The sequence below is a fragment of the Sphingomonas sp. SL1004 genome (assembly GCF_057815015.1).
Genome location: NZ_JBYMUX010000001.1, coordinates 3,149,276 through 3,172,758 on the forward strand (window position 1 = coordinate 3,149,276; position 23,483 = coordinate 3,172,758).

Annotated in this window: 25 protein-coding genes; 17 read left to right on the plus strand and 8 right to left on the minus strand. The window is 67.0% G+C overall.

Annotated elements, in window-relative coordinates:
- The first annotated feature begins 44 nt into the window (after window positions 1-44).
- From acpS to AC3D24_RS14410, 3 genes are read left to right on the plus strand one after another with little or no spacing between them, the layout of a single operon-like run.
- Entirely contained in the window at window positions 45-479 is a 435-nt protein-coding gene (gene acpS / locus AC3D24_RS14400; RefSeq protein WP_056053250.1) for a holo-ACP synthase, read from the plus strand.
- Entirely contained in the window at window positions 476-1,456 is a 981-nt protein-coding gene (lepB, locus tag AC3D24_RS14405; protein WP_489031667.1) for a signal peptidase I, read from the plus strand. The genes acpS and lepB overlap by 4 nt, the downstream gene beginning before the upstream one ends.
- Before the next feature lies 1 nt (window position 1,457).
- A complete protein-coding gene (locus AC3D24_RS14410; RefSeq protein WP_489031668.1) occupies window positions 1,458-2,528 on the plus strand; it encodes an AI-2E family transporter in 1,071 nt (356 codons plus the stop codon).
- A gap of 135 nt (window positions 2,529-2,663) precedes the next feature.
- On the opposite strand, the gene AC3D24_RS14415 is transcribed toward AC3D24_RS14410, so the two are convergent.
- Window positions 2,664-3,728 carry a glycosyltransferase gene (locus AC3D24_RS14415; protein WP_489031669.1) on the minus strand — a complete coding sequence of 355 codons (1,065 nt, stop codon included), beginning with the start codon at window positions 3,726-3,728 and terminating at the stop codon, window positions 2,664-2,666.
- Between the two features lie 138 nt (window positions 3,729-3,866).
- Between AC3D24_RS14415 and AC3D24_RS14420 the strand changes: the two genes are divergently transcribed.
- Genes AC3D24_RS14420 through AC3D24_RS14430 form a run of 3 tightly spaced genes read left to right on the plus strand, consistent with a single transcriptional unit; the run spans window position 3,867 to window position 6,512 of the window.
- Entirely contained in the window at window positions 3,867-4,793 is a 927-nt protein-coding gene (locus AC3D24_RS14420; RefSeq protein WP_489033167.1) for a hypothetical protein, read from the plus strand.
- Window positions 4,790-5,305: a DUF2141 domain-containing protein gene (locus AC3D24_RS14425; RefSeq protein WP_489031671.1), complete on the plus strand. Its 516-nt coding sequence runs from the start codon at window positions 4,790-4,792 to the stop codon at window positions 5,303-5,305. Before AC3D24_RS14420 ends, AC3D24_RS14425 begins: the two co-directional genes overlap by 4 nt.
- Window positions 5,306-5,315: 10 nt before the next feature.
- Window positions 5,316-6,512, plus strand: a complete 1,197-nt coding sequence (locus tag AC3D24_RS14430) for a glycosyltransferase (protein WP_489031673.1) — start codon at window positions 5,316-5,318, stop codon at window positions 6,510-6,512.
- Here AC3D24_RS14430 and AC3D24_RS14435 read toward each other — a convergent pair.
- Both AC3D24_RS14435 and ubiG read right to left on the minus strand, forming a co-directional pair.
- Window positions 6,454-7,878, minus strand: a complete 1,425-nt coding sequence (locus tag AC3D24_RS14435; RefSeq protein WP_489031675.1) for a DUF2029 domain-containing protein — start codon at window positions 7,876-7,878, stop codon at window positions 6,454-6,456. The genes AC3D24_RS14430 and AC3D24_RS14435 overlap by 59 nt on opposite strands.
- A gap of 217 nt (window positions 7,879-8,095) precedes the next feature.
- Entirely contained in the window at window positions 8,096-8,836 is a 741-nt protein-coding gene (gene ubiG, locus AC3D24_RS14440; RefSeq protein ID WP_489031677.1) for a bifunctional 2-polyprenyl-6-hydroxyphenol methylase/3-demethylubiquinol 3-O-methyltransferase UbiG, read from the minus strand.
- A gap of 52 nt (window positions 8,837-8,888) precedes the next feature.
- On the opposite strand from ubiG, the gene AC3D24_RS14445 reads away from it, so the two are divergent.
- The 3 genes from AC3D24_RS14445 (at window position 8,889) to AC3D24_RS14455 (ending at window position 12,517) form a co-directional block, all read left to right on the plus strand.
- Window positions 8,889-10,157, plus strand: a complete 1,269-nt coding sequence (locus AC3D24_RS14445) for an aspartate kinase (RefSeq protein WP_489031679.1) — start codon at window positions 8,889-8,891, stop codon at window positions 10,155-10,157.
- 175 nt (window positions 10,158-10,332) lie between these two features.
- Window positions 10,333-11,352 (plus strand): NAD(P)H-dependent flavin oxidoreductase, encoded by a 1,020-nt coding sequence (locus tag AC3D24_RS14450; protein ID WP_489031681.1) that lies wholly within the window; start codon window positions 10,333-10,335, stop codon window positions 11,350-11,352.
- 406 nt (window positions 11,353-11,758) lie between these two features.
- Window positions 11,759-12,517, plus strand: a complete 759-nt coding sequence (locus AC3D24_RS14455; RefSeq protein WP_489031682.1) for a hypothetical protein — start codon at window positions 11,759-11,761, stop codon at window positions 12,515-12,517.
- On the opposite strand, the gene AC3D24_RS14460 is transcribed toward AC3D24_RS14455, so the two are convergent.
- Window positions 12,518-12,922, minus strand: coding sequence for a VOC family protein (locus AC3D24_RS14460; RefSeq protein ID WP_489031683.1), 405 nt, complete (start codon window positions 12,920-12,922; stop codon window positions 12,518-12,520).
- 112 nt (window positions 12,923-13,034) lie between these two features.
- On the opposite strand from AC3D24_RS14460, the gene AC3D24_RS14465 reads away from it, so the two are divergent.
- The 6 genes from AC3D24_RS14465 to pal all read left to right on the plus strand — a co-directional run bounded on the left by AC3D24_RS14465 (window position 13,035) and on the right by pal (window position 18,025).
- Complete coding sequence (locus tag AC3D24_RS14465) at window positions 13,035-13,493, plus strand: YbgC/FadM family acyl-CoA thioesterase (protein WP_489031685.1); 459 nt, start codon at window positions 13,035-13,037, stop codon at window positions 13,491-13,493.
- Window positions 13,490-14,182: a protein TolQ gene (gene tolQ / locus AC3D24_RS14470; RefSeq protein WP_056053223.1), complete on the plus strand. Its 693-nt coding sequence runs from the start codon at window positions 13,490-13,492 to the stop codon at window positions 14,180-14,182. The genes AC3D24_RS14465 and tolQ overlap by 4 nt, the downstream gene beginning before the upstream one ends.
- A gap of 182 nt (window positions 14,183-14,364) precedes the next feature.
- Window positions 14,365-14,802 (plus strand): protein TolR, encoded by a 438-nt coding sequence (gene tolR / locus AC3D24_RS14475; protein WP_093400527.1) that lies wholly within the window; start codon window positions 14,365-14,367, stop codon window positions 14,800-14,802.
- Window positions 14,803-14,815: 13 nt separating this feature from the next.
- Window positions 14,816-15,850, plus strand: coding sequence for a cell envelope biogenesis protein TolA (locus AC3D24_RS14480; protein WP_489031687.1), 1,035 nt, complete (start codon window positions 14,816-14,818; stop codon window positions 15,848-15,850).
- 191 nt (window positions 15,851-16,041) lie between these two features.
- Window positions 16,042-17,445 (plus strand): Tol-Pal system beta propeller repeat protein TolB, encoded by a 1,404-nt coding sequence (gene tolB, locus AC3D24_RS14485; protein WP_489031689.1) that lies wholly within the window; start codon window positions 16,042-16,044, stop codon window positions 17,443-17,445.
- Window positions 17,446-17,497: 52 nt separating this feature from the next.
- A complete protein-coding gene (gene pal, locus AC3D24_RS14490; protein ID WP_132734603.1) occupies window positions 17,498-18,025 on the plus strand; it encodes a peptidoglycan-associated lipoprotein Pal in 528 nt (175 codons plus the stop codon).
- 170 nt (window positions 18,026-18,195) lie between these two features.
- Here pal and AC3D24_RS14495 read toward each other — a convergent pair whose 3' ends face one another.
- From AC3D24_RS14495 to AC3D24_RS14510, 4 genes are all read right to left on the minus strand, one after another.
- Window positions 18,196-19,059, minus strand: a complete 864-nt coding sequence (locus tag AC3D24_RS14495) for a S1/P1 nuclease (RefSeq protein ID WP_489031692.1) — start codon at window positions 19,057-19,059, stop codon at window positions 18,196-18,198.
- On the minus strand, window positions 19,056-19,976 hold the full coding sequence (locus tag AC3D24_RS14500; RefSeq protein WP_489031694.1) for an isoaspartyl peptidase/L-asparaginase family protein: 921 nt from the start codon (window positions 19,974-19,976) through the stop codon (window positions 19,056-19,058). The genes AC3D24_RS14495 and AC3D24_RS14500 overlap by 4 nt, the downstream gene beginning before the upstream one ends.
- A gap of 10 nt (window positions 19,977-19,986) precedes the next feature.
- Window positions 19,987-21,147, minus strand: coding sequence for an acyltransferase family protein (locus AC3D24_RS14505; protein WP_489031696.1), 1,161 nt, complete (start codon window positions 21,145-21,147; stop codon window positions 19,987-19,989).
- Between the two features lie 233 nt (window positions 21,148-21,380).
- The gene (locus AC3D24_RS14510) at window positions 21,381-21,902 is read right to left on the minus strand and encodes a DUF1993 domain-containing protein (RefSeq protein ID WP_489031698.1); all 522 of its coding nucleotides are present in this window, start codon (window positions 21,900-21,902) and stop codon (window positions 21,381-21,383) included.
- 116 nt (window positions 21,903-22,018) lie between these two features.
- Here AC3D24_RS14510 and ispG point away from each other — a divergent pair, with 116 nt between their 5' ends.
- Both ispG and AC3D24_RS14520 read left to right on the plus strand, forming a co-directional pair.
- Window positions 22,019-23,155, plus strand: a complete 1,137-nt coding sequence (gene ispG, locus AC3D24_RS14515; RefSeq protein WP_380783421.1) for a flavodoxin-dependent (E)-4-hydroxy-3-methylbut-2-enyl-diphosphate synthase — start codon at window positions 22,019-22,021, stop codon at window positions 23,153-23,155.
- A gap of 36 nt (window positions 23,156-23,191) precedes the next feature.
- Window positions 23,192-23,479 (plus strand): AbrB/MazE/SpoVT family DNA-binding domain-containing protein, encoded by a 288-nt coding sequence (locus tag AC3D24_RS14520; RefSeq protein WP_489031700.1) that lies wholly within the window; start codon window positions 23,192-23,194, stop codon window positions 23,477-23,479.
- Window positions 23,480-23,483: the final 4 nt, after the last annotated feature.

The following is a 23,483-nucleotide window of genomic DNA, read 5'->3' on the forward strand; positions in this document are numbered from 1 at the left end:
CCGCTTCGCGTCGCGGTCCCCCTCCCCGTGCCGGGGAGGATTTCGTGATCATCGGGCTCGGGTCCGACCTGTGTAATATCGAGCGGATCGCGGCGTCGATCGAGCGGTTCGGGGAGCGGTTCGAGCAGCGGGTGTTCACCGATGTCGAGCGGGCTAAGGCGGCACGGCGGCCTTTTACCAAGGCGGGGACGCTGGCGAAGCGGTTTGCTGCCAAGGAGGCTTTTTCCAAGGCGGTGGGGACCGGGTTTCGGGCGGGCGTGTTCATGCGCGACATCGGCGTGGTCAACGCACCGAGTGGCGCGCCGACGTTGGCGTTGACCGGGGGTGCCAAAGCGAGGCTTGACGCGTTGACCCCCGAAGGCCACGCCGCGCGCGTGCATTTGACGATGACCGATGATCATCCGTGGGCGCAGGCCTTCGTGATCATCGAAGCTATACCTCTGATATCCCCGGACATGCGCCAGGATACGAATCGATGAAGGACGCGGCGTTGGACGGCAACGAGTTCCAGGAAAAGCCCCTCGTGCAGACCACCGCGGCGGATACCGCGCCACTGGCCGGCACCACACCGGAAACGACCCGCCGCCGCGGCACCGATTGGTGGGGCGAGGTGAAGGGCATCTTCTGGCTGATCCTGGTCGTGCTCGGCTTCCACAGCTTCATCGCCAAGCCCTTCTATATCCCCAGCGAATCGATGCTGCCGGGGCTTCGGATCGGCGACCGGCTGGTGGTGACCAAGTTCGCGTACGGCTGGTCGTTCGTGTCGCCGACGATCCCGAATCCGGTCGCGATCTTCAAGGGCGTCGTGCTGCGCCAGCAGGAAGACAGCTGGAGCGTGTCGCTGCCGTTCATCCACGGCCGCCTGTTCGGCTCGCTGCCGACGCGCGGCGACGTGGTGATCGTGACGCCGCCGGGGACGCACAACGACTATATCAAGCGCGTGATCGGCCTGCCGGGCGACAGACTGGCCGTGCGCGGCGGGATCGTGTTCCTCAACGGCGTCGCGGTGAAGCGCGGCCCGCGGCACGACACGCTGATCCCGGTCGACACCAACAGCCCGTGCAGCGAGATCGACTATCCTGGCGCGCGCGCGACGCTGCCCGACGGACGCGAGATGTGCCGCCTGCCGACTTATACCGAGACGCTGCCGAACGGTCGTCGCTACGAGACGATCGATCTGGAGCCGGACAGCCAGGGCGACAATTTCGCGGAGATCACGATCCCTACGAACCATGTCTTCCTGATGGGCGACAACCGCGATCGCTCGGCCGACAGCCGGTTCGCGCTGAGCCAGCTCGGGCTTGGCGGACCCGTGCCGTATGAGAATCTCGGCGGCCGTGCGGAGTTCATCACCTTCAGCCTCGACGGCGATGCGACGTTCAATCCGTTGAGCTGGTGGGGCTCGCTGCGCTCGGATCGTGCAGGTACCTCGCTGCACCCTGCCAAGGTCAACTGAGATGGCTGAGACCAAGACCGTCGACGAGCTTAGCCCGGTCGAAATGCGCGATCCGTTCCTGCGCAAGGAACTGAAGCGTGCGATGATCTGGCTCGGGCTCGCCTGCGTGATCGCGCTGCTGATCGTGCTGGTACAGCCGTTGCTGATCATCTTCGCGGGCGTCGTGTTCGCAGCGTTGCTCGACGGCGGCGTGCGGCTGCTTGGGCGGGTGCTGCCGATCGGGCGCGGTTGGCGGTTGCTGATCGTCGTGCTGCTGACGTTCGCGTTCCTCGTCGGGACGTTCATTCTGACCGGCGTGCAGGTGACCGAACAGGTGACGCAGCTGCGCTCGACGCTGGAGTCGCAAGCCAATCGCTTCACCACTTATCTGACCTCGCAGGGGCTGATGCCGGGCGCGTCGGACGTCAACGGGATCGTCAAGCAGGCGCTCGGCTCGGTCGGGCGGGTGACATCGTGGGTCGGCACCGCGATCGGCGCGATCACGAGCATGTTCATGATCCTGATCCTCGGGCTGTTCATCGCGATGGACCCGGGGACGTATTCGCGCGGGCTCCAGTGGGTGGTGCCGATCGACCTGCGTCCCGAGTTCGCCAGGACGCTGGTCAAGATGGGCGAGACGTTGCGCAAGCTGCTCGCGGGGCGCCTGCTCGGCATGGCGGTCGAGGGTGTCGCGAGCGGCATCGCGCTGGCGGTCGGCGGCGTGCCGATGGCGATGTTGCTTGGCATTATCGCGGGTATCCTTGCGTTCATCCCCAACGTCGGCGCGATCGTGACCGGCGTGCTGATGGTCGCGGTCGGGTTCAGCGCGGGCGTCGATACGGGGTATTGGGCGATCGGGACGTATCTCGTGGTGCAGACGATCGACGGGTATGTGATCGTGCCGATGGTGGCGAAGCGCACGGTCGACCTGCCGCCGGCGTTGACCTTGGGCGCACAGATCATGGCGAGCGCACTGTTCGGCATCCTCGGCCTCGCGCTGGCCGACCCGATGACGGCGATGATCAAGACCGCGCTAGAGCGGCGTTCGGAGCGCGAAGAGGAGCAGGTGGAAGCTGGTGAGGCTACGGCCTGACCTGGTTTGACGCCCCCTTCCTCTTAATCCGGGTTCATAGCCCACCCCCGTCATCCCCGCGGACGCGGGGACCCATACTGGCAAACCCCTGAGGATATGGGTCCCCGCGTCCGCGGGGATGACGGGGGTGGAGAGCTACCGCCTTACCAGTTGGTCGAAGAGCGTCAGGTAGAGTTGGGCTGAGTCGGCGCCGGGTTGCGCAACCGGGCTTGGTCGCTGCCGAACCGGGACAAGCCATGCGTCCAACGCTGCAACGAGTGCTGATACATCCTCACGAGGTACAACCGTGCCGCGGTCGGGCCGGTCGATGATCTCTGCTACCGCCGCGCTCGAGTCGGTCGAGATTACCGGCGTGCCGACCGACAGCGCCTCGCGCAACACGCCCGGTACGCCCTCGTAGTCGGAGGTCAGCGCCAGCACGGTCGCGCGCGCCATCACCGGCAGCGGATCGCTGCTGTGGCCGAGCAGGAGGACGCGGTCTTCCAAACCCAGCGTGCGAATCCGAGCCTCGATCGCTCCCCGTTCGCTACCCTCGCCGAGAATGACGAGCGGTGTCGCCTGGTCCACCAGCAGCGGCAGCGCGGCGATCAGGCGGTCCCAGCGCTTCTGTGGTTCGAGCCGGCCGACGCCAAGAATGAAACGCGCGGGCAGATCGGGTAGCGCGCCGGGGACCGGCATAGCGGGTGGGTTCGGAATGACGCTCGTTCGCCCGACCATGCGGGTTGCCAACGCGGCCTCGGCTGCGGTTGCAGGAGTCATCGCGACGAGATGGTCGAGGAAGCTTCCGTGCCGTGCCAGCCAGATCTGGTGCGCGGCGTGCATCACCCGGCCATGATCCGCCCGCGCAGGGGCATTGGACATCTTGGCGACGATCGGCGGACAGGCCTTGCCGAGCCGCAGCCGGGTCCAGGCGGCGATGCCGGTGTAAAAATTGCCCGGGCAGAAGATCACGTCCGGCGCGAGACGGCGGACGACCCCCGGCAACGCGAGCAGCTGCGACGGCGCGATGATCTCAAGTCCCTCCGGCAGTTCTGCCGCCAGCGGCCCGGAAATATCCTCGATCGCCAGTGTGACGCGCCGCCCTGCCGCCAGCCAGCCCCGCGCGAGGCGGAGCTGCGCGCGTTCGACCCCGCCGCCGCGCAGGTCCTCGGCATAGGTCAGGATGTGCCGCGCGGTCGGTGGTCCGCTCAGGAGTGACATATGGGGGTCATCATGATGCGCGATTGATAGAGCGGAGATCGCGACCGAATGAAACCGACTTTGCGTGCACGCGTGCCGACGGGCGGCTATTGGGCCGATCGAGGGGCGACGGAATGGCTTGAGGACCGGCGATTGAACATGCGTGCGAAAACGGCTGACTCTGAAGGCTATGCGGATATCGCGCGTGCGGGGCTCGAACCGCTCAAGACGATCGGCAGCCGCTGGCCGGCGATCATCGGTGCGGTGCTGACGCTGGCGATGATCGCCGGGCTGGGGCGCGAGCTGCTTGGGCATGGGTTGGTGGGACTCACGCGCTCGGTGCCGCACGATCCGCGCTTCTATCTGTGTTTCGCACTGCTCTACATGTCGCCGCCGACCGGGGATTACGTCATCTTCCGCCGGTTGTGGGGCATCCCGCTCGGTGGCTTGGTCGCGCTGATCAAGAAGCGAATCGCGAACGAAGTCGTGTTCGGGTACTCGGGCGACGCGTATTTCTATGCCTGGGCGCGGGCGAAGGCGCGGATGGTGGCGTCGCCGTTCGGCGCGGTGAAGGACGTCACGATCTTGTCGGCGATCGCAGGCAACGCGATCACGCTGTTGCTGGTGGCGATCGCGCTGCCGCTCGGTCGACATCTGCTGACGCATGATCAGTTTCGGACGGTGCTCGGGTCGGCGGGCGTGACGTTGCTGATCTCGCTGCCGTTCCTGATCTTCTCGCGCCGCGTGTTCTCGTTGCCGCGGGCGAAATTGTGGTGGGTGTTCGGGGTCCACTGCATCCGGTTGCTGTGCGGATCGGTGCTGATCGCGTTCGCGTGGCATTTCGCGCTGCCGGGGGTGCCGATGGGGATGTGGCTGTTCCTCGCCGCCGGGCGCCTGCTCGTGTCGCGCCTGCCGCTGGTGCCGAACAAGGACCTGTTGTTCGCCAATATCGCGATCCTGCTGATCGGGCAGGATCAGGCGCTGTCGGAATTGATCGCGTTTACGGCAGCGGCGACCTTGCTCGTGCATGTCGGTCTGATCGTGCTGTTCGGCATCCACGCGGCACTCGATCGGATTCGTGCATGATTCGCTATGGCTTGGCTCTGGTTGCTTCGGTCGTTTTGGTGGGATCGGCGGGCGCGCAGGTTCTGGGCAGCGATGCGGCGGCGTGCCGGCCGGGAGAAGGGCCGGCGATCGCGGTCGAGATCACCGGGTTGAAGGACCGCACGGGCGAACTGAAGCTCGAACTCTATCCCGGCGAGGAGGCCGATTTCCTGAAGGACGATCGCGCGCTGATCGCGGCGGGCAAGACGTTTCGGCGGGTGAGCGTGCCGACTCCTGCGGCCGGACCGACGACGATGTGCATCCGGGTGCCGCGGCCGGGCAACTATGCGCTGTTGCTGACGCATAACCGCGACGGGAAGAACAAGTTCAGCTTCTGGACCGACGGCGCGGGGTTCGCGAGCAACGTGAAGCTGGGACGATCGCGGCCTAAGGTCGAGCAGGCGCTGGTCGAGGTGGGCGCCGGCGTGACGACGGTGCGGATCACTGCGCAATATCTGCGCGGGCTCGGCGGGTTCGGGCCTGTCACGCCATGAGGGCCGAGAGGTGAGGATCGTCGACGTCAACGAGTTCTACTCGCCGACCGGCGGCGGCGTGCGGACCTATGTCGACCGGAAGATGGGGATCATGGCGGATCTCGGCCATGAACTGATCGTCGTTGCACCCGGCAAGGAGGACCGTGTCGAGGAACGGCCGGGCGGCGGGCGGATCATCTATCTCAAATCGCCGGGTATGCCGTTCGATCGCAACTACGGGCTGTTCTGGGATCGGTCGGCGGTGCACCGGGTGCTCGACGATCTCGATCCCGACGTGGTCGAATGCTGCTCGCCGTGGCGGCCGGCGTGGTTCGTCGGCGACTGGCCCGGTTCGAACGGCACGCGCGCGGTGAAGGCGTTCTTCATGCACAATGACAATATCGCGGCGTATGCGCAGCGCTGGTTCGCGGGCGTCGCCAGCCATGACCAGATCGAGCGTGGGTTCGCCTGGTACAGCCGGTACATGAACCGCTTCCTCGAGAAATACGACGTCGTCGTCACCAATGGTCCGGCGCTGGAGAAGCGGTTGCGCGCGCGCGGCGTCCGGATCGATGCTGCGATGCCGCTGGGGATCGAGCGGGGGCATTTCTCGCCCGACCTGCGCGATACGCGGTTGAGGGCGGCGTTGCTGCGGCAGTGCGGGTTGCCGGAGGACGGCATGCTGTTGCTCGGGCTCGGGCGGCATCACGGCGAGAAGCGCTGGCCGCTGGTGGTCGACGCGGTGGCGCGGGCGGGCGCGAGCCTGCCGGTCGGGCTGGTGCTGATCGGCGCGGGTGCGCAGACCAAGGCGATCCAGCGGCGGATCGGTGGGTCGCCGCATATCCGGATGTTCGCGCCGGTATATGATCGCGAACGGCTCGCGCGGATCATGGCGAGTTGCGATGCGCTGATCCACGGGTCGGAGGCGGAGCCGTTCGGGTTGGTTGCGTCGGAAGCGATGGCGTCGGGCCTGCCGCTGATCGTGCCGGATACGGGTGGGTGCGCCGAGGTCGCGGACCGCCACGCCAGCGAGCTTTATGCGGCGCGCGATGCGGAGAGTGCGGCGGCGGCGATCGGGCGGTTGTTCGTGCGCGACAGAGCGATGCTCAGGCGGGCGGCGGCGGTGGCGGCGCGGCATGTGCGCAGCGACCGCGAGCATGCGGTCGAACTCATGGACTATTATGCGGGGCTGGTCGCGGCGAAGCAGGGGCGCGGGCTGGCGGCGTGAATGCGGTGAAGCGCGTGCCGGGGATCGGGATCGGGTCGTAACCGGCGTGGCGTGCTGCGGTGGCGAGTGCGCGGTCGAGGCTGGCGTCGCCGCTGGTTGCGGGACCCTCGCCGCCGGTGAGGATCGTCGATCCGTCGAGTTGCAGGCGTGCTCGCGAGATTAGGTGGAGCGCGTGTTCCTGGGTCGCGTCGAGCAGGTGCGTGCTGCGGAAATAGAAGGGGCCGGTGGCGAAGGCCGGGTCCGGCAGGCGATTGGCCGCGGGCAGGATTTGTGGGGATAGCGTTGCGATCGGGCCTTCGACTCCGTGTTGGTCGAGCGTGCGGCCGACCGCGTGGCCTTCGCGCAGGGCGTGGGTGAGCGACAGGCCGTCCGAGTCCGCCAGGGCCGCGACCGAGGGGGCGAGGCCGGCGGTGGCGAAGATCGCGACGGCGATCCGCCACGCGCGGCTCGGGGGTGGGATCAGCGACAGGCGGACGAACAGGGCTGGCAGGGCTGGGAGGAGATATTGCCGCCAGGTCGGGAACGGCAGGAGGGCGGCGATCAGCCCGGCGAGGATCAGCCAATCGAGGAGTCCGACCGTGCGGCGGCGCCAAGCGTCGCGGGCGACCAAGGCTAGTGCGGGCAGCGCCGCGCCGAGTGCGAGGAACTTGAGCGTGTCGATCGCCTTGGCGGGGAGCGACATCTTCCAGGGGCGCAGCGCGTAATATTCGGCGGGGCCGCGGGCCGGGAAGGTGACGGTGCCGAACACGAACCCGGCCGGGCTGCTGGCATAGGTCCATGCGACGAAGGCGACGACCGGGAGCGTGCCGAGCAGGATCGCGATGGGGCGGTGGCGGCGGTGGACCAGCGCGTAGAGGCCGTAGGCCAGCGCTGGGAACGCGTAGGAGATCTTCGCGGCGGCGGCGCTGGCGACTAGGAGGCCAGCGAGCGCTGCGGTGGCGCGCGTCGTGGCGGGGCGGACGATCAGGGGGAGTGCGGCCGCGAGCAGCGCGGCGGGGAGCGCGTCGTTGCGCGCGGTGCCGATGCTGAAGAGGAGGATGTCGCAGGTGGCGAAGAGCGCTGCGGCGGTGAGGGCGGCTTTGGGTTTGGCGTCGAGGGTTCGGGCGGCGGTGTGGACGCAGACTATCGTCGCGACGCCGAGCAGGGCGTTGAGGATGCGGAGCGCTGGCCAGGTCCAGCTTTGGGCCAGGGCTGCGATGGGGGCGAAGAGATAGGGTTGGAGCGGGGTCTGGAGGTAGGCGAAGTCTCGGTAGGGGAGCAGGCCGTGGGCGGTTAGCGCGGCCGCGGCGACGTATTGGGATTCGTCGTGATCTACCGGGCGGAGAAGGGCGAGGGTGACGAAGAGGATCGCCAGCGCTGTTAGCATCAGAAGTATGTTCACCCGCGAAGGCGGGTGCCCAGGCTGGGCACCCGCCTTCGCGGGCGAACAAGGTTGGGGAGCGGCGTGCTCCATTACTCGGCCCCACCCCGGCGGAGGCCGGGGCCCAATTGGGGGACGGTTATGAGTGAGGACGGCGCCCCGTTACCTTGGCCTTCCCAATTGGGCCCCGGCCTTCGCCGGGGTGGTGTAACCGTGGGCAAGGTTAGGCTTTCACCGCGGTCAGAAAGTAATCGAGGTTCGTCGAATCGCCGAGTGTGAACCCCGTCGCCGGCGAGAAACTCAGCCCCCGCGTATCCGTCACGCGGAGACCTGCGTCCTTCAGTAGCGCGGTGAGCTCCTCGGGCGTGAGGAACTTGTTCCAGTCGTGCGTGCCCTTGGGAATGACGCCAGCGCCTTCCGCCACGGTGATTATCGCCAACCGCGACAACGGCGTGCGGTTGGGCGTCGACAGGATCAGCAACCCGCCTTCGGCCAGCGTCCGCGCTAGGCCGCGGACGAAACCGGCGGGGTCGCTGACATGCTCGATCACCTCCAGGCTGGTGACGAGATCATACTGCCCGACCAGCCCCTCGACTCCCCCCGCGCGGTAATCGATCACCAAACCGCTCTGGCCTGCATGTATCTCTGCAACCGCGATATTCTCTGGCGCTGCATCGATCCCCGTCACCGCCGCGCCGAGCCGCGCAAGCGGTTCGCACAGCAATCCCGCGCCGCAGCCGACGTCGAGCGCGGTCTTCCCCTCCAACGGCGTGAAGCTCGTCCCATTCCCGGACCAATGCGCATCGACCTGCTCGCGGATGTAGCGCAGCCGCGGCGGGTTGAGCTTGTGCAGCGGGGCGGACGAGCCCTTCGGATCCCACCAGTCCTTCGCCATCGTGCCGAAATGCGCGGCCTCGCGCGGATCGATTGTTGCGCCGTTTACGGTGTCACTTGCCAGTATCATGCGCGCTACCTATCAGGGCCGCCGCTTCGACCCAAAGGGATTTGCGCTGCCAATGGCCCGTATCGTGATGAAATTCGGCGGGACGTCGATGGCTGGGATCGAGCGTATCCGCAACGTCGCCGCGCGCGTGAAGCGCGAAGTCGATGCCGGCAACCAGGTCGCCGTCGTCGTCTCCGCGATGGCGGGCGAGACCGATCGGCTGGTCGGCTTCTGCCGCGAGGCGTCGTCGCTGTACGACGCGAAGGAATATGACGTCGTCGTCTCGGCCGGCGAGCAGATCACGAGTGGCTTGCTTGCGATCGCTTTGCAGGCGGCCGGGTGCAAGGCGCGGAGCTGGCTCGGCTGGCAGTTGCCGATCAACACCTCGGACGCGCACGGATCGGCGCGGATCGGCGAGATCGACACGGCCGCACTCGACGCGAGCCTAGCAGACGGTGTCGTCGCCGTGATCCCGGGCTTCCAGGGCGTCGCGGACGGCCAGCGTGTCACCACCTTGGGTCGCGGTGGATCGGATACGTCGGCGGTGGCGATGGCGGCGGCGATGAAGGCCGACCGCTGCGACATCTATACCGACGTCGACGGCGTCTACACGACCGACCCCAGGATCGTGCCGCGTGCACGCAAACTGAGCAAGGTCACGTACGAAGAGATGCTGGAACTCGCCAGCGTCGGTGCCAAGGTGTTGCAGACGCGGTCTGTGGGCCTGGCAATGAAAGAGAATGTGCGTGTGCGCGTATTGTCCTCGTTCGAGGATGGCGACACCAATGATGGTCACCCCCTAAGCGGACAACGGGGCACGTTGATCGTGGGCGAAGAGGAAATCGACGATATGGAACGCCAGCTCATCACCGGCATCGCGCACGACAAGAACGAGGCAAAGATCACCCTGACGCAGGTCAGCGATCGGCCCGGCTCGGTCGCGGCGATCTTCGCGCCGCTCGCCGACGCGGGGATCAACGTCGACATGATCGTGCAGAACGTCGCGCATTCGACCGGCTCGACCGACGTGACGTTCACCGTGCCGGCGGCGGATCTGGCGCGCTCGCTCGACGTGCTCGACAAGGCGAAGGACGCGATCGGCTACGCAACGATCGTCCACGACACGCGCGTCGCCAAGGTGTCCGTCGTTGGTGTCGGGATGCGTAGCCATGCGGGCGTGGCGGCGACGATGTTCACCACGCTCGGCGAGCGCGGCATCAACATCCAGGCGATCGCCACGTCGGAGATCAAGGTCAGCGTGCTGATCGAAGAGGATTATACCGAACTGGCCGTGCGCGTGCTGCATACGGCGTACGGGCTCGATGCCGAGGATGCGGCTTGAGCCGCAACACCGTCACCCCATCCCATGCCGTCACCCCAGCGAAAGCTGGGGTCTCCCGCGGCAAGGGCGCGCGCTATCACCGGGAGATCCCAGCTTTCGCTGGGATGACGTATAGAGTTGGGATAGCGGACGTGATTGCAACGACAAACAAGGTTGCGACGACGGGGATGGATGCATGACGATCGGTACTGAGCGGCTGCAACGCCGGATGACGCGCGGCGCCGCGTTCCTCGGGTCGGAGGTCGCCATCCTCGGCGGCGCGATGTCCTGGGTGAGCGAGCGTCACCTCGTCTCCGCGATCTCGAACGCCGGCGGGTTCGGCGTGATTGCGTGCGGGGCGATGACGCCCGCGTTGCTCGACACCGAGATCGCCGCGACCAAGGCTCTCACGACCAAGCCGTTCGGCGTGAACCTGATCACCATGCATCCCGATCTGTTCGAGCTGATCGCGGTCTGCGCCAAGCACAAGGTCGGCCACGTCGTGCTCGCCGGTGGCCTGCCGCCCAAGGGCAGCATCGAGGCGATCAAGGAAACCGACGCCAAGTTGATCGCGTTCTCACCCGCGTTGGCGCTGGCGAAGAAGCTGATTCGCTCTGGCGTCGATGCGCTGGTGATCGAGGGCATGGAGGCCGGCGGTCACATCGGTCCGGTCTCGACCAGCGTGCTCGCGCAGGAGATGCTGCCCGAGATCGCCGAGCAGGTGCCGGTATTCGTCGCTGGCGGGATCGGCCGCGGCGAGGCGATCGCGGGGTATCTCGACATGGGCGCGGCGGGCGTCCAGCTCGGCACGCTGTTCGTCTGCGCGACCGAGTCGATCGCGCACGCCAATTTCAAGAAGGCGTTCATCCGCGCGTCGGCGCGCGACGCGATCGCCAGTGTGCAGATTGATGCACGGCTCCCCGTCATCCCGGTCCGCGCGCTGAAGAACGCGTCGAGCGAGTTGTTCACAGCGAAGCAGCGCGAAGTTGCCGGGCATCTCGATGGTGGCCGCGTGGAAATGGCCGAGGCGCAGTTGCAGATTGAGCATTACTGGGCGGGTGCGCTGCGTCGCGCGGTGATCGACGGCGATGTCGAGCATGGCTCGGTGATGGCGGGCCAGTCGGTCGGCATGGTCAAGCGCGAGGAGCCGGTGGCGGACATCATCGGTGGGCTGATGGCGCAGGCGGCGGCTGCGCTGGAAGCGCGCGCGGTTTGACTCTTGACCCTCCCCCGCAAGGGGGAGGTGCAGGCTCTTGCCTGACGGAGGGGGCGGTAAGCACCAGCCTCTGTTCCGTGTCCTCCCCCTCCGACGCCTGCCGCGCCGCCCCCCCCCCCCGTTACGGGGGAGGATCGAGGGGGTAACGTCTTCGGCACCACCTCGGCGGAGGCCGGGGTCCAATTGGGGTACGTCGCTGACAGAGGTTGCGCTTCGTTACTGCGACCTTGCCAATTGGGCCCGGCCTTCGCCGAGGCGGAAGTCCCCCGGGGTAGGTGCAGTCCCTCCAGCAGACGGCTTCAAACCCCTCTTCCTCTCCACTCGCCGCAAAACCCGTACGGCTTACGCCTCGTTAACCTTCCGCGTGCCAGACATGTCCCGTCGGGGGACGTTACGAGGTGTTGCGATGAGTCGTCGGTTTGCGTTGCTGTCTGTTACCGCGCTGGGTCTGCTGGCCGGGTGCACGTCGAAGCCTCGGACCGTGGCGGCGGTCGCGCCGCCCGTGATCATGGTGCCGGTGCCTGCGCCCACCATGCCGAAGGGTGCGTCGCCGACCATCGTCATTCCGGTCGCACTGGCCGATGGCACCTATCCCACGCCGAATCGCAATCTCACCACCGCCGCCAAGGTCTGGCATCTCCGCGCTGCGCTGAACGTCGCCGCGCTTGCGTGTCGCGGGCCGCAGGAGGTGGTGATCGTCGCCGGCTATAACGCGCTGCTGGCGGCGCAGAAGCCGGTGCTCGCCAAGGCCGAGGCGACCTACGCCAGCGAATACAAGGCGGGCGGCGGCGATTGGCAGGATCGCTACGACGATTCGATGACGCGGCTGTACAACTTCTTCTCGCAGTCGACGGCGCGCGACGACTTCTGCACGGCGGCAGGGACCGTCCTGGCGCAGAGCGCAGGCGTCTCGGCCGAGGCGATGCCGATGTTCGCCGCCCAGAACCTGCCCGCGCTCGAGCGGCCGTTCACCGATTTCTACCGCGCGGTCGATGCGTGGCGCGGTCGCACCGTGCGTCCGGTTCAGCCTCAGCTGGCCGTCTCGCGCCAATATGCGTCGAACATGCCCGTGCAGACGATCACGCAGGCCCGGCTCCAGCCGATCTCGCAACCGGTGCCGCCGGCGCAGCCCCGCTTGAAGCTGGACCCGAGCGTCTTCCAGTAATCAGGTCTTGATGGGCGATCCGATCGACCAGTTGTGGCCGAACGGATCGCGCACCTGGCCGTAACGATCGCCCCAGAACTGGTCGGCTACGGGCATCGTCACGATCGCCCCCGCCGCGACCGCGCGGTCGGCCCAGGCATCGGTGTCGTCGACCCGCAGATGCAGGGTGATGCCGGCAGGCTCGGGCTCGTCATGACCGCGCCACTCGGGAAATTCGTCGGACAGCATCAGCCAGGCGTCGTTGATCCGAAGGCTGGCCTGCATCAGCCGGACGGTATCGTCCGCGAAGTTCGTCTCGACGATGGTCGCGGCGAACGCATCCTCGTAGAACGCCAGTGCCTCGCGCCCGCGCTTGCCGCGAATGACGAGGAACGGCGTGATTCCACCGGTGGGACGATCGGCCATGCGAGTCTCCTGCGTTCGATGCGCCGAGACTAGGCGTATCGTCCTTGGCTCGCCAGCGATCGTGACGGCAATGGTTGGCGTCATGGCAAATGTTGCGTTAACAGCCCCGTCAATGGCAGAGGATCTAGATCGACCGGCGGAAGGCCGCTTCGACGGGCGGGAGCACCGGTTTCCGGTGCGCGTGTACTTCGAGGACACCGATCTGTCGGGCGCGGTCTATCACGCCAATTACCTGCGCTACATGGAGCGCGCGCGGTCGGACATGCTGCGGGTCGGCGGGATCGACCAGCGCGCGGCGTTCGAGGCGGGCGAGGGTTCCTATGCGATCGCCAGCGTTGCCATCCGGTATGCCGCGCCGGCCAGGCTCGACGACGCCTTGCTGGTCGTCTCGCGGATCGTGCAGGTGCGCGCGGCCGGGGTCGCCATTCATCAAAGAGTCATGCGCGACGGGCTTGTCTTGGCCGAGGCGGAATTGGTGGCGGCATTGGTCGCTCCCAATGGTCGCCCACGCCGCCAGCCGCGCGCCTGGATCGATATCTACGAACGCCTTGTCTGGCAGGGGGAAGCATGAATCCGGTGTTGACTATGGATAGCGCGACGCTGTCGCCGATCCACTTGTTCCTCCAGGCCGACTGGGTGGTGAAGGGCGTGATGATCGGGCTGCTGCTCGCCAGCATCTGGACCTGGGCGCTGATCGTCGCGTTCTGGCGGCGGATCGGCAAGACGCGCAAGGGCATGACCCGGTTCGAGCGCGATTTCTGGAAGGCCGAGGATATCGACGTCTTCTACAAGGCGGAGGGCGAGAACGACCTGCCGTCGGCGCGCGTGTTCGCGGCCGGCGTGACCGAGTGGCGGCGCTCCACCGCGGGTGGCACGATCGACAAGAGCGGCACGCGCGAGCGGCTGGCGACGACGATGGGCGCAGCGGTCGCGGGCGAGATCGACAAGCTGTCGGACCGGCTGAACGTGCTGGCGACGGTCGGCTCGGTCGCGCCGTTCGTTGGGCTGTTCGGCACGGTGTGGGGCATCATGCGGAGCTTCACCAGCATTGCCGCCGCGCAGAATACGTCGCTGGCGGTGGTGGCGCCGGGGATCGCAGAGGCACTGTTCGCGACCGCGATCGGCCTGTTCGCGGCCATCCCGGCGGTGATCGCGTACAACCGGTTCTCGCACGGCATCAACCGGATCGAGGCGAGCCTCAACCGCTTCGCCGACGGCTTCCACACGACCCTCTCGCGCCAATTGGACGGCTCGCGATGAGCGCCGCGCAGATCCTCCCCGGCACGGGGAGGGGGACCGCGACGCGCAGCGGCGTGGTGGAGGGGGTTCTCCCCGCAGCACAGCGCTTGTGGAACGAGATACTCCACGCACAGCAGCGTCTGACGCACGCCCCCACCACCAGCTTCGCGGGTCCCCCTCCCCGCGTGCGGGGAGGATTTTAGGTGGCGATGAATCTTCCCTCTTCCCGCGGGCGCGGCCGGCGCGCGCCGATGGCGGACATCAACGTCACGCCGCTGGTCGACGTGATGCTGGTGCTGCTGATCATCTTCATGGTGACCGCACCGCTGATGACCGCGGGCGTGCCCGTAAACCTGCCCGACGCGCGCGCGAAAGCGCTCGATCAGGAGCAGAAGCCCGTCGAGATTTCGATGGACGAGACCGGCGCGCTGTTCATCGATAAGGATCAAGTGACCGACGACGCGCTGCCGGTGCGGCTGGCCGCGATTGCTGCCAGCCGCGCGGTCGGGGACGAGCCGCAGGTGCTGCTCCGCGCGGACCGGAAGCTCGATTACGGGCGCGTGATGCGGGTGATGGGCGAGCTCAATCGCGCCGGGCTGAACCGCGTCGCGCTGGTGACCGTCGAGGGTAATCAGAACTGATGGCGCTGGCCTGATGGATCGTTCGGAGAAGATCGGCTTAGGCGTCGCGGTCGTCGGGCATGTCGTGCTGTTCGGCCTGCTGTCGCTCGGCTTTCTCAGCGCGCCCGAACCGCCGAAGATCCAGCAGCAGCCGATCGACGTGAGCCTCGTGCCCGACGTAGCGCTGGAGGCAACCGCGCCGCAATCGACCGAGGCGCCCGCGCAATCGATCGCGCCGGACGAAGGCGCGCCCGAAGATGCGGCGCCGCCCGCTCCGCAAGAGGCCGAGCCTGAGCCGAAGCCCGATCCCGTACCGCCTGCGCCGCAGCCCAAGCCCGCGCCGCGGAAGCCTGCGCCCAAGCCTCAACCGGCGCCGGAACCCGTGGCCAAGCCGCAGCCCAAACCCAAGCCTGCGCCACCAAAGCCTGCCGCCAAGCCGGCGCCGGTCGCGAAGCCTGTCGTGAAGCCGCAGCCAGCACCCGCCAAGGCGAAGCCGACCAAGGCTGCGCCGGCGAAATCGGCGCCAGCGAAGACTGCGACGAAATCAACGGATACGGCCGCCAAGTCGTCGTCGAGTTCGGCCAAGCCTGCGAAGCCTTCCACGACCAAGGGCAGCGGCTCGACCGCGGAGGCCAAGACCTCGCGGCCGCGCGGCTCGCGGCTCGGCGACAATTTCCTGAAGGGGCTGTCGGCCGATCCTTCGCCGAGCAAGTCGGAAGCGCCCAAGGCGGCCAAGCTCGGCGCGCAGGCGGCGGCGAACATCGGCTCGGCGATCCTGCGCCAGGTGCAGCCCTGTGCCAACCGCCAGGTCACGCCGGGGCCGGGCGCCGAGCGGATCCGCGTGACGATCAACCTGAAGCTCAACCGCGACGGCACGCTGAAATCACGGCCGACGATTAGCGGCCATGCCGGCGTCGACGACGACAACCGGCGCTATGTCGACCGCGTCGACGATCTCGCGATCGCGACCTTCGTCGGGTGTTCGCCGCTACGCGGTTTGCCCGACGACCTGTATGACGTGCAGAACGGCTGGAGCAATTTCAGCCTGCGCTACAAACTTCCCGGCTGAGGATGTCCGTTATGACTCGATCGATCCTGGGGTTCTTCCCTTCGCGCCCAACCCCGATTGAAGAATACCACCCCGGCGTAGGCCGGGGCCCAATTGGGAAGGCCAACGTAATGATGCGCACCGCTCTCTCAGCAGCGTCCCCCAATTGGGCCCCGGCCTTCGCCGGGGTGGAGGTTGTGTTGGGTGGGCGTGTGGCTCGATCGGTTCTTGCTTCGGTTGGGCTGCTCGCGTTCGTTTCCGGCAGTGCAGCCAGCGCACAGGACGCACCCGCCCCGGCACCACAACAAACCCCCGCCGATCCAGCTGCCCCAGCCCCCGCAGGTGATCAGTCCGGCGGGCTCGTGGTCGACGTCACTGGCGGCATCTCCGCACCGATGCCGATCGCGATCCCCGTCATGCCGACGTCCGCCGTCGTCTCCACCCCGGCAGGCTCGACCGACGTGCTCGGCCGCCAGCTCGCCGACATCGTCACCAACGACCTGCGCAACTCGGGCTTGTTCACGCCGCTGTCGCCCGGCCAGCTCCGCCCGATCACCTTCCCCGAAGTCACCGCACCCGGGTTCGATTACTGGGGCAGCACCGGCGCGCAGGCGCTGGTGCAGGGCTTCATCCGCGCCAATGGCGACGGCAACCTGACGGTCGGCTGCTACCTCTACGACGTATCGTCAAAGGCCGAGCTGACCCGCACCGGGTTCGTCGTGCCGCCGTCGGACTGGCGTCGCGCGGGGCATAAATGCGCCGACATGGTCTACACCCGGCTGACCGGCGAGGGCGCGTATTTCGATAGCCGCGTCGTCTACGTGTCCGAGACCGGCCCCAAGGGCCACCGCATCAAGCGCCTTGCGATCATGGATCAGGACGGTGCCAATCACCGCTTCCTGACCAACGGCCAGTCGATCGTGCTGACACCGCGGTTCGCGCCGAACCAGCAGTCGATCGTCTATATGAGCTATCTCAACAATCGCCCGGCGATCTACGTCTACGACATCGGTTCGGGCAAGCAGCGGCTGGTGGTGGCGAACGCGAACCTGACGTTTGCGCCGCGCTTCTCGCCGGACGGTCGCAACATCCTGTTCTCGATGGCGCAGGGGGGCAACACCGACGTGTATCGCGTCTCGTCGCAGGGCGGCACGCCGCAGCGCCTGACCAACTCGCCGGGGATCGACACCGGCGGCAGCTATTCGCCCGACGGCTCGCGAATCGTGTTCGAGAGCGATCGTTCGGGTGGCCAGCAGATCTACGTGATGAACGCGGACGGCTCGAACCAGCAGCGGATCAGCTTCGGCGGCGGGCGCTATGCCACTCCGGTGTGGAGCCCGCGTGGCGACTTGATCGCGTTCACCAAGCTCGGCGGCGGCTTCCGGATCGGCATCATGAGCCCCAGCGGCGGCGGTGAAAAACTGCTCACCAACGACTGGCAGGACGAGGGGCCGAGCTGGTCGCCGAACGGTCGCGTGATCAACTTCTATCGCTCGGGACGCGGCAGCGGCGGCAAGGCGGACCTCTGGTCGGTCGACCTGACGGGTGTGAACGAGCGGAAGATCCCGACGCCGCTCGACGGCTCGGATCCGGCCTGGGGCCCGCTTCGTCCGTAAACCTGCTATGGGGGCATAACGGGGAAACGTGATTTTCTACGGGAGACTATCTATGTCGAAGCTTTCCAACATCTTGCTGGCGTGTACCGCGCTGATCGCGGTTTCGGGTTGCGCGAAGAAGCGTCCCGCCGTGTTGCCGCCGGCGCCGGTCGACAACAACGCTGCTGTCGATCCCAATGCGGGCATGAACAACGGCAATGTCGGCGGGGCGATCGTGCCGGGGTCGGATGCCGACTTCCAGCGTTCGGTCAGCTCGAACACGGTGAATTTCGGGCTCGACATGTACGACATCGATCCGACCGCGCGCGCGATCCTCGACAGCCAGGCGCAGTGGCTGGCCAAGTTCCCGAACCAGCGCATCACGATCGAAGGTCATGCCGACGAGCGCGGCACGCGCGAGTATAATCTCGCGCTCGGCGATCGTCGGGCGAACGCGACGAAGAACTATCTAGCGGCAAAGGGCGTGTCGTCGTCGCGGATGACGACGATCAGCTACGGCAAGGAGCGCCCGGTCGCGATGGGCTCGGACGACCAGAGCTGGGCGGCGAACCGTCGCGCGGTCACGGTTGTGTTGAACTAAGTTTGTTGCGGCGGTCCCTCTCCCCTTCGGGGAGAGGGAAGGAGGAGCCGCTGGGCGACGGGAGGGTGAGGGGCTTTGGGACGGACGGTCCGAGCCTCAAGCCCCTCACCCTCCCACGTGCAAGAGCCCGCGGGCCCCTCCCTCTCCCCGGAGGGGAGAGGGTAAGCGGTTTACCCCAGCGCCCTGTCGAGCAGTTTCGCTAGGCGAATACCCCCGCGGCGGACCTCTTCGCGCGACACCGGCACCATCCTGGCGATCGTCGCATCGTCCATCTTCACCCGCGCCGGAACAACACCGCACGCGTCGCCACCAAGCGCCGCTGCATACGCCGTATGCGCGGCTTCCCAGCTCTCCCGGCTCCAGTCGGTAACTGTGCCCGCCCCGATCTTCGCGCGCTCGGCGGCCGGATAGCGCCTTACCAGCGACGGCGGGGTCGAGATCGCCCGTTCGGCAAGCGGCCCGTCCCAGATCGAATGCAGGTTGAAGCGCGCGGGACCATAGATGCCATAGTCCGCCTTCACGTCGTTGCCACCCTTGTCGTTGCGGTCGCCCGCGTGAAGCGGCTGGTGCAGATCGCCGACGAAGTGGATCAGGAACGCCAGTGCCTGGACGCGGTCCTTTGGCGCGGTGGCGCGATCCCGCAGCAGCTTCACGTCGCGGTCGATCTGGACGGAGACGCAGTTACCGTCCTTGCACGCGGGCGTCAGGTCGAACGGTGCGCAGACGTCGGCATCCTGGAAATGCCACGTGTAGGCGAACCCGAAGCGCGACTTGCCGTCGGCGGTCTTGAGCGGCTTGATGCAGTCCGCCCAGACGCTCGCCTGCTCGATCGTGCCGGCCGGACACTCGGGCGTGTCGAGCAACGCCTGTTGCGCGAGCAGCCTGCGGATCGCAGCCTTGGTCTTCGGTGTGACGTTGGCATAAGCAATCTGCGCAACGGTCTGATGGCCGTACTCCCAGAACGCGGTGGCGGGGGAGGCGATGCCGAGCATGGCCAGAGCGGACGATGCCGCGGCGAGGAGATGGCGCTTCATGCCGGCTCGTTAGCGTAGATCGCGACGGTCCGGCTACCCTCGGACGACGCGCGTCCGCGGTACATGCCGACGGTGTTGAAGCCCCAGGCCATGTCGCCGTCCGGCCCCGCGACGATCACCCCCCCGGTGCCGCCGAGCGCCTTCACTTCGGCGAGCACCGCGTCGGCTGCGACCTGCAACGAATCGCCTGCGAGACGGACGCGCGCGGCGATCTCGTGGCCGACGCCGATGCGAAGGAAGAACTCGCCCGAGCCGGTGCACGAGACGGCGCACGCGCGGTCGTCGGCGAAGGTACCCGCGCCGACGACGGGCGTATCGCCGATCCGGCCCCAGCGCTTGCCGGTGACGCCGCCGGTCGAGGTCGCGGCGGCGACATGGCCGTGCGTGTCGCAGGCAACCGCGCCGACCGTGCCGTATTTCATGTCGACGTCGAACCCGCCGCCATCGGCCTGGAACTCGGCGAATTGCCGGCGGCGTTCGTCGGTTGCGAACCAGTCTGCGTCGGCTTGCGGAAGGTCGTGTTCGAGAGAGAATGCATCCGCACCCTGGCCGGCGAGGAAGACGTGGCGACCGTCGTCGAGGATTGCTCGGGCGAGGCCGACCGGATTGCGCGTCGCGGTGGCTGCGGCAACGGCGCCGGCGGCCCGGGTGCGGCCGTCCATGATCGCGGCGTCGAGCTCCAGCGTGCCGTCATGCGTGAACACCGCGCCGCGCCCCGAGTTGAAGTGCGGATCGTCCTCCAGCACGCGCACCGCCGCTTCGACCGCATCCAGCGCGCTGCCGCCGTTCGCGAGCACCGCCGACCCTGCGTCGAGCGCTCGCGACAGACCGGCGCGCGCGCCCGCATCCTGTTCGGCAGAGACCATCTCGCTGTCGAGTTTGCCGGCGCCGCCGTGGATGACGAGGGTCCAGGTCATGCTAAGTCTTTCAGAGGATGGAAGGCGTAGGACGAAGATGCAGGCGTAGCCCGATCAGCGGGCGCAGCGGGGCGATCGCGCGGCCGACGCGGTAGAATATGACGCAGCCGGCGACGGTCGCAGCGAGCAGGCACATGAACTCTGCCCAACCAGGGAGTCCGGCGGGGAGCAGCGCGTACATCACGAGGACGATGATCGTCTGGTGGATCAGGTAGAACGGGAACACCGCCTCGGTCAGTGTCCTGCGCCAGCGATGGTCGCGGTTCCAATACCGTTCGGCGATCCCGATCAGCGCGACGATCGCACCCCATTGCTCGAACGCATGCGCGACGCCGTATGCGGGGTAAATCCACCGCGGCGCGACGATGTCGCCGGGCCATTCCAGTTCGACGGCGATGATCGCGACATAGCCGAGGACGGCTGCGACCGCCGCGACTTTCCACCAGCGTGCGACCGCCGCCATTGCCGGTTCGGAACGGGCCAGGCCGAAGCCGAACAGGAAAGCCGGGAAATAGGTGACGTGCGCGACCCAGTCGCCGTAGAGTTCCTGGGTCTCGGCGGCCATCTGGAACCACCAGCCATGCACGAAGACGAGCCAGGCGACCGGCAGGACAAGCACGGGGATACCCTTGAGAATAGGGCTCCCGAACACCCAGTCGAAGGCGCGTTGCAGCCAGCCGCCGCGAACGATGATCAGGCCGAGCGTCAGCGCGACCGTGTAGACCCAGAGATAGACGACGAACCAGAGGTGGTTCCACGTCGGCACCATGATCCCGGCGAGCTTGCGGAAGCGGAAATAATCATGGCCCCAGAAGGTCCAGTAGCTGCCGGCATAGGCATGCTTGGTGACCAGCTCCACCCAGGACTGCGGCGGTACGATTACCGCCATGCCGAATATGAGCGGCACGAGCAGGCGGTAGCAGCGATTGCCGAAGAACCCGGCCGTCCCGCTCGATCGCGCCAGGAGAGCACGGCTGGCGTACCCGGAAACGACGAACAACAGCGTCAGCCGCCACGCGTTGCTGGCGAGCATCGGCAGCCGCACCCAATCCTCGACGTGGAGCGACTTCACGTGGAAGTTCCACGGCACGAAGACCATGCCGATATGATAGACGATCAGCAGGGCGAACGCGCCGATCCGCAGCCAGTCCATGCCGTAATGCCGGGTCATCGTGCGGCCCTAGGGGGCGGGGGGCGGTGCCGCAAGCTTGCGACCGGTGAGGTGGTGTTTGGGACCGGTCGGAATCTTGGTGATCCTCCCCCGCCAGGGGGAGGTGGCTAGCGCTTGCCAGACGGAGGGGGCGGTAAGGGAAACCGCTGTTCCGTGTCCTCCCCCTCCGTCACCTTCGGCGCCACCTCCCCCTTGCGGGGGAGGATCGAATTATCGCAGCGCCTGCGTTCAGTTCAAACCTTTATGCGCGGCGAGCCCATGAAGTCGCGCTTGCCGATCGGGACGCCTTGCGCGCGTAGGATCGCGTAGGCCGTGCTGGCGTGGAAATAGAAGTTGGGCTGCGAGAACGAGAGCAGGAAGTTCGCGCCGGTGAACGGCATGACGAACGTGCCGAATTCGAATTTCGTGTCGTTGTCGGCAAGCGCGTCGAACGCCTCCCGGTCGATCGCGTCCAGCGTGGCGATCGCGTCGCGCAGGACGGCGTGAAGCCCCGCGAAATCCGTCGGCCAGGCCGATCGGTCGGGCGAGAAGGTGCCGCAGCGGACGCCCTCGATGCCGCCGACCGAATGCGCTGCGCACGACTTCACCTGATAGCCGAACGGCAGCATGTCATCGGCGAGCTTCGCGTCGATCAGAACTGCGGGTTCGATACCTTTTTCGACGGCGAACGCTTCCGCCTTGTCGAGCAGCGCGTCGACTGCGCGGAGGATCTGGAGATTCGAGGGAATCGTCGCATCGTACAGGGACAGGGTCATCGCGTTCGCTCCTAAGGTCGTGCGTCGCTATGGCCGACGTTCGCTACTCCGGCCAGCGATGTTCCGTTCCGCCGCGCAAGTCGCTATATACGCCCTCGAACTCCCGAGGAATCCCCATGTCCCTTCGTCCCTGGCGCGATATCACCCGCCGCAAGAGCCGCCAGATCATGGTCGGCAACGTCCCCGTCGGCGGCGATGCGCCGGTCACGGTGCAGACCATGACCAACACGCCGACCGACGACGTCCGCGCGACGGTCGACCAGATCCGGCGCTGCGAAGAGGCCGGCGTCGACATCATCCGCGTCAGCTGTCCGGACGTCGAATCGACCACGGCGCTCAAGCAGATCGTCCGCGCGAGCCGCGTGCCGATCGTCGCGGACATCCATTTCCACTACAAGCGCGCACTCGAAGCCGCTGATGCGGGGGCTGCGTGCCTGCGGATCAATCCGGGCAATATCGGCTCAGCGGCGCGCGTGAAGGAAGTCGTCGATGCTGCCAAGTCCAATGGCTGCGCGATCCGGATCGGCGTCAACGGCGGCTCGCTCGAGCGGCATCTGCTCGAGAAATACGGCGAGCCTTGCCCCGATGCGCTGGTCGAGTCGGCGCTCGATCATATCAAGCTGTTGCAGGACCATGATTTTCACGAGTTCAAGGTCGCGGTGAAGGCATCCGACCTGTTCCTGGCGGTGGCGGCGTACCAGCAGCTCGCCGAACAGGTCGATTGCCCGCTCCATCTCGGCATCACCGAGGCGGGCGGATTCGTCGGCGGCACGGTGAAGTCGGCGATCGGGATGGGCAGCCTGCTCTGGTACGGCATCGGCGACACGATCCGCGTCTCGCTTTCCGCCGAACCCGAGGAGGAAGTGCGTGTCGGCTTCGAGATCCTGAAGTCGCTCGGCATCCGCAACCGCGGCGTCCGCGTCGTCTCGTGCCCATCCTGCGCGCGCCAGGGCTTCGACGTGATCCGCACGGTACAGGCGCTGGAAGAACGATTGCAGCATATCCGCACGCCGATGTCGTTGTCGGTGCTCGGCTGCGTGGTGAACGGCCCCGGCGAAGCGCGCGAGACCGATATCGGCATCACCGGCGGCGGCAACGGCAAGCACATGGTGTATCTGTCGGGCGTCACGGACCACCACGTCCAGGACGCGGACATGGTCGATCACATCGTCAGGCTGGTCGAGGCGAAGGCGGCCGAGATCGATGCGGCTGACGAGGCAATGGCGGCGCTAGTGCCGGTGGCGGCCGAATAGGGGGTGTGGTAGGGTCACACCTCGCTGGAGGTGATCATGACCTATCATGCTAAAGTCGTCAGTGGGCAGATCGCCCTGCCTCCCGAACTGCGCCGCGATGCTGGCATTGAAGATGGCGACTCGCTGGTCGTCGAGCTCAACCCGGACGGCGGCCTTACAATGAAGACCTACGCGCAGGTCGTGCGCGAGGTGCAATCCGAGTTTCGGTCGATGGCCAAGCGTGTCGATCGTAATCTGGTGGATGAGTTGTTGGCGGAACGTCGCACCGATGCTGTCCGCGAGAACACCGAGATCGAGGACTGGCGGACACGGCATACCGCGTGACCGT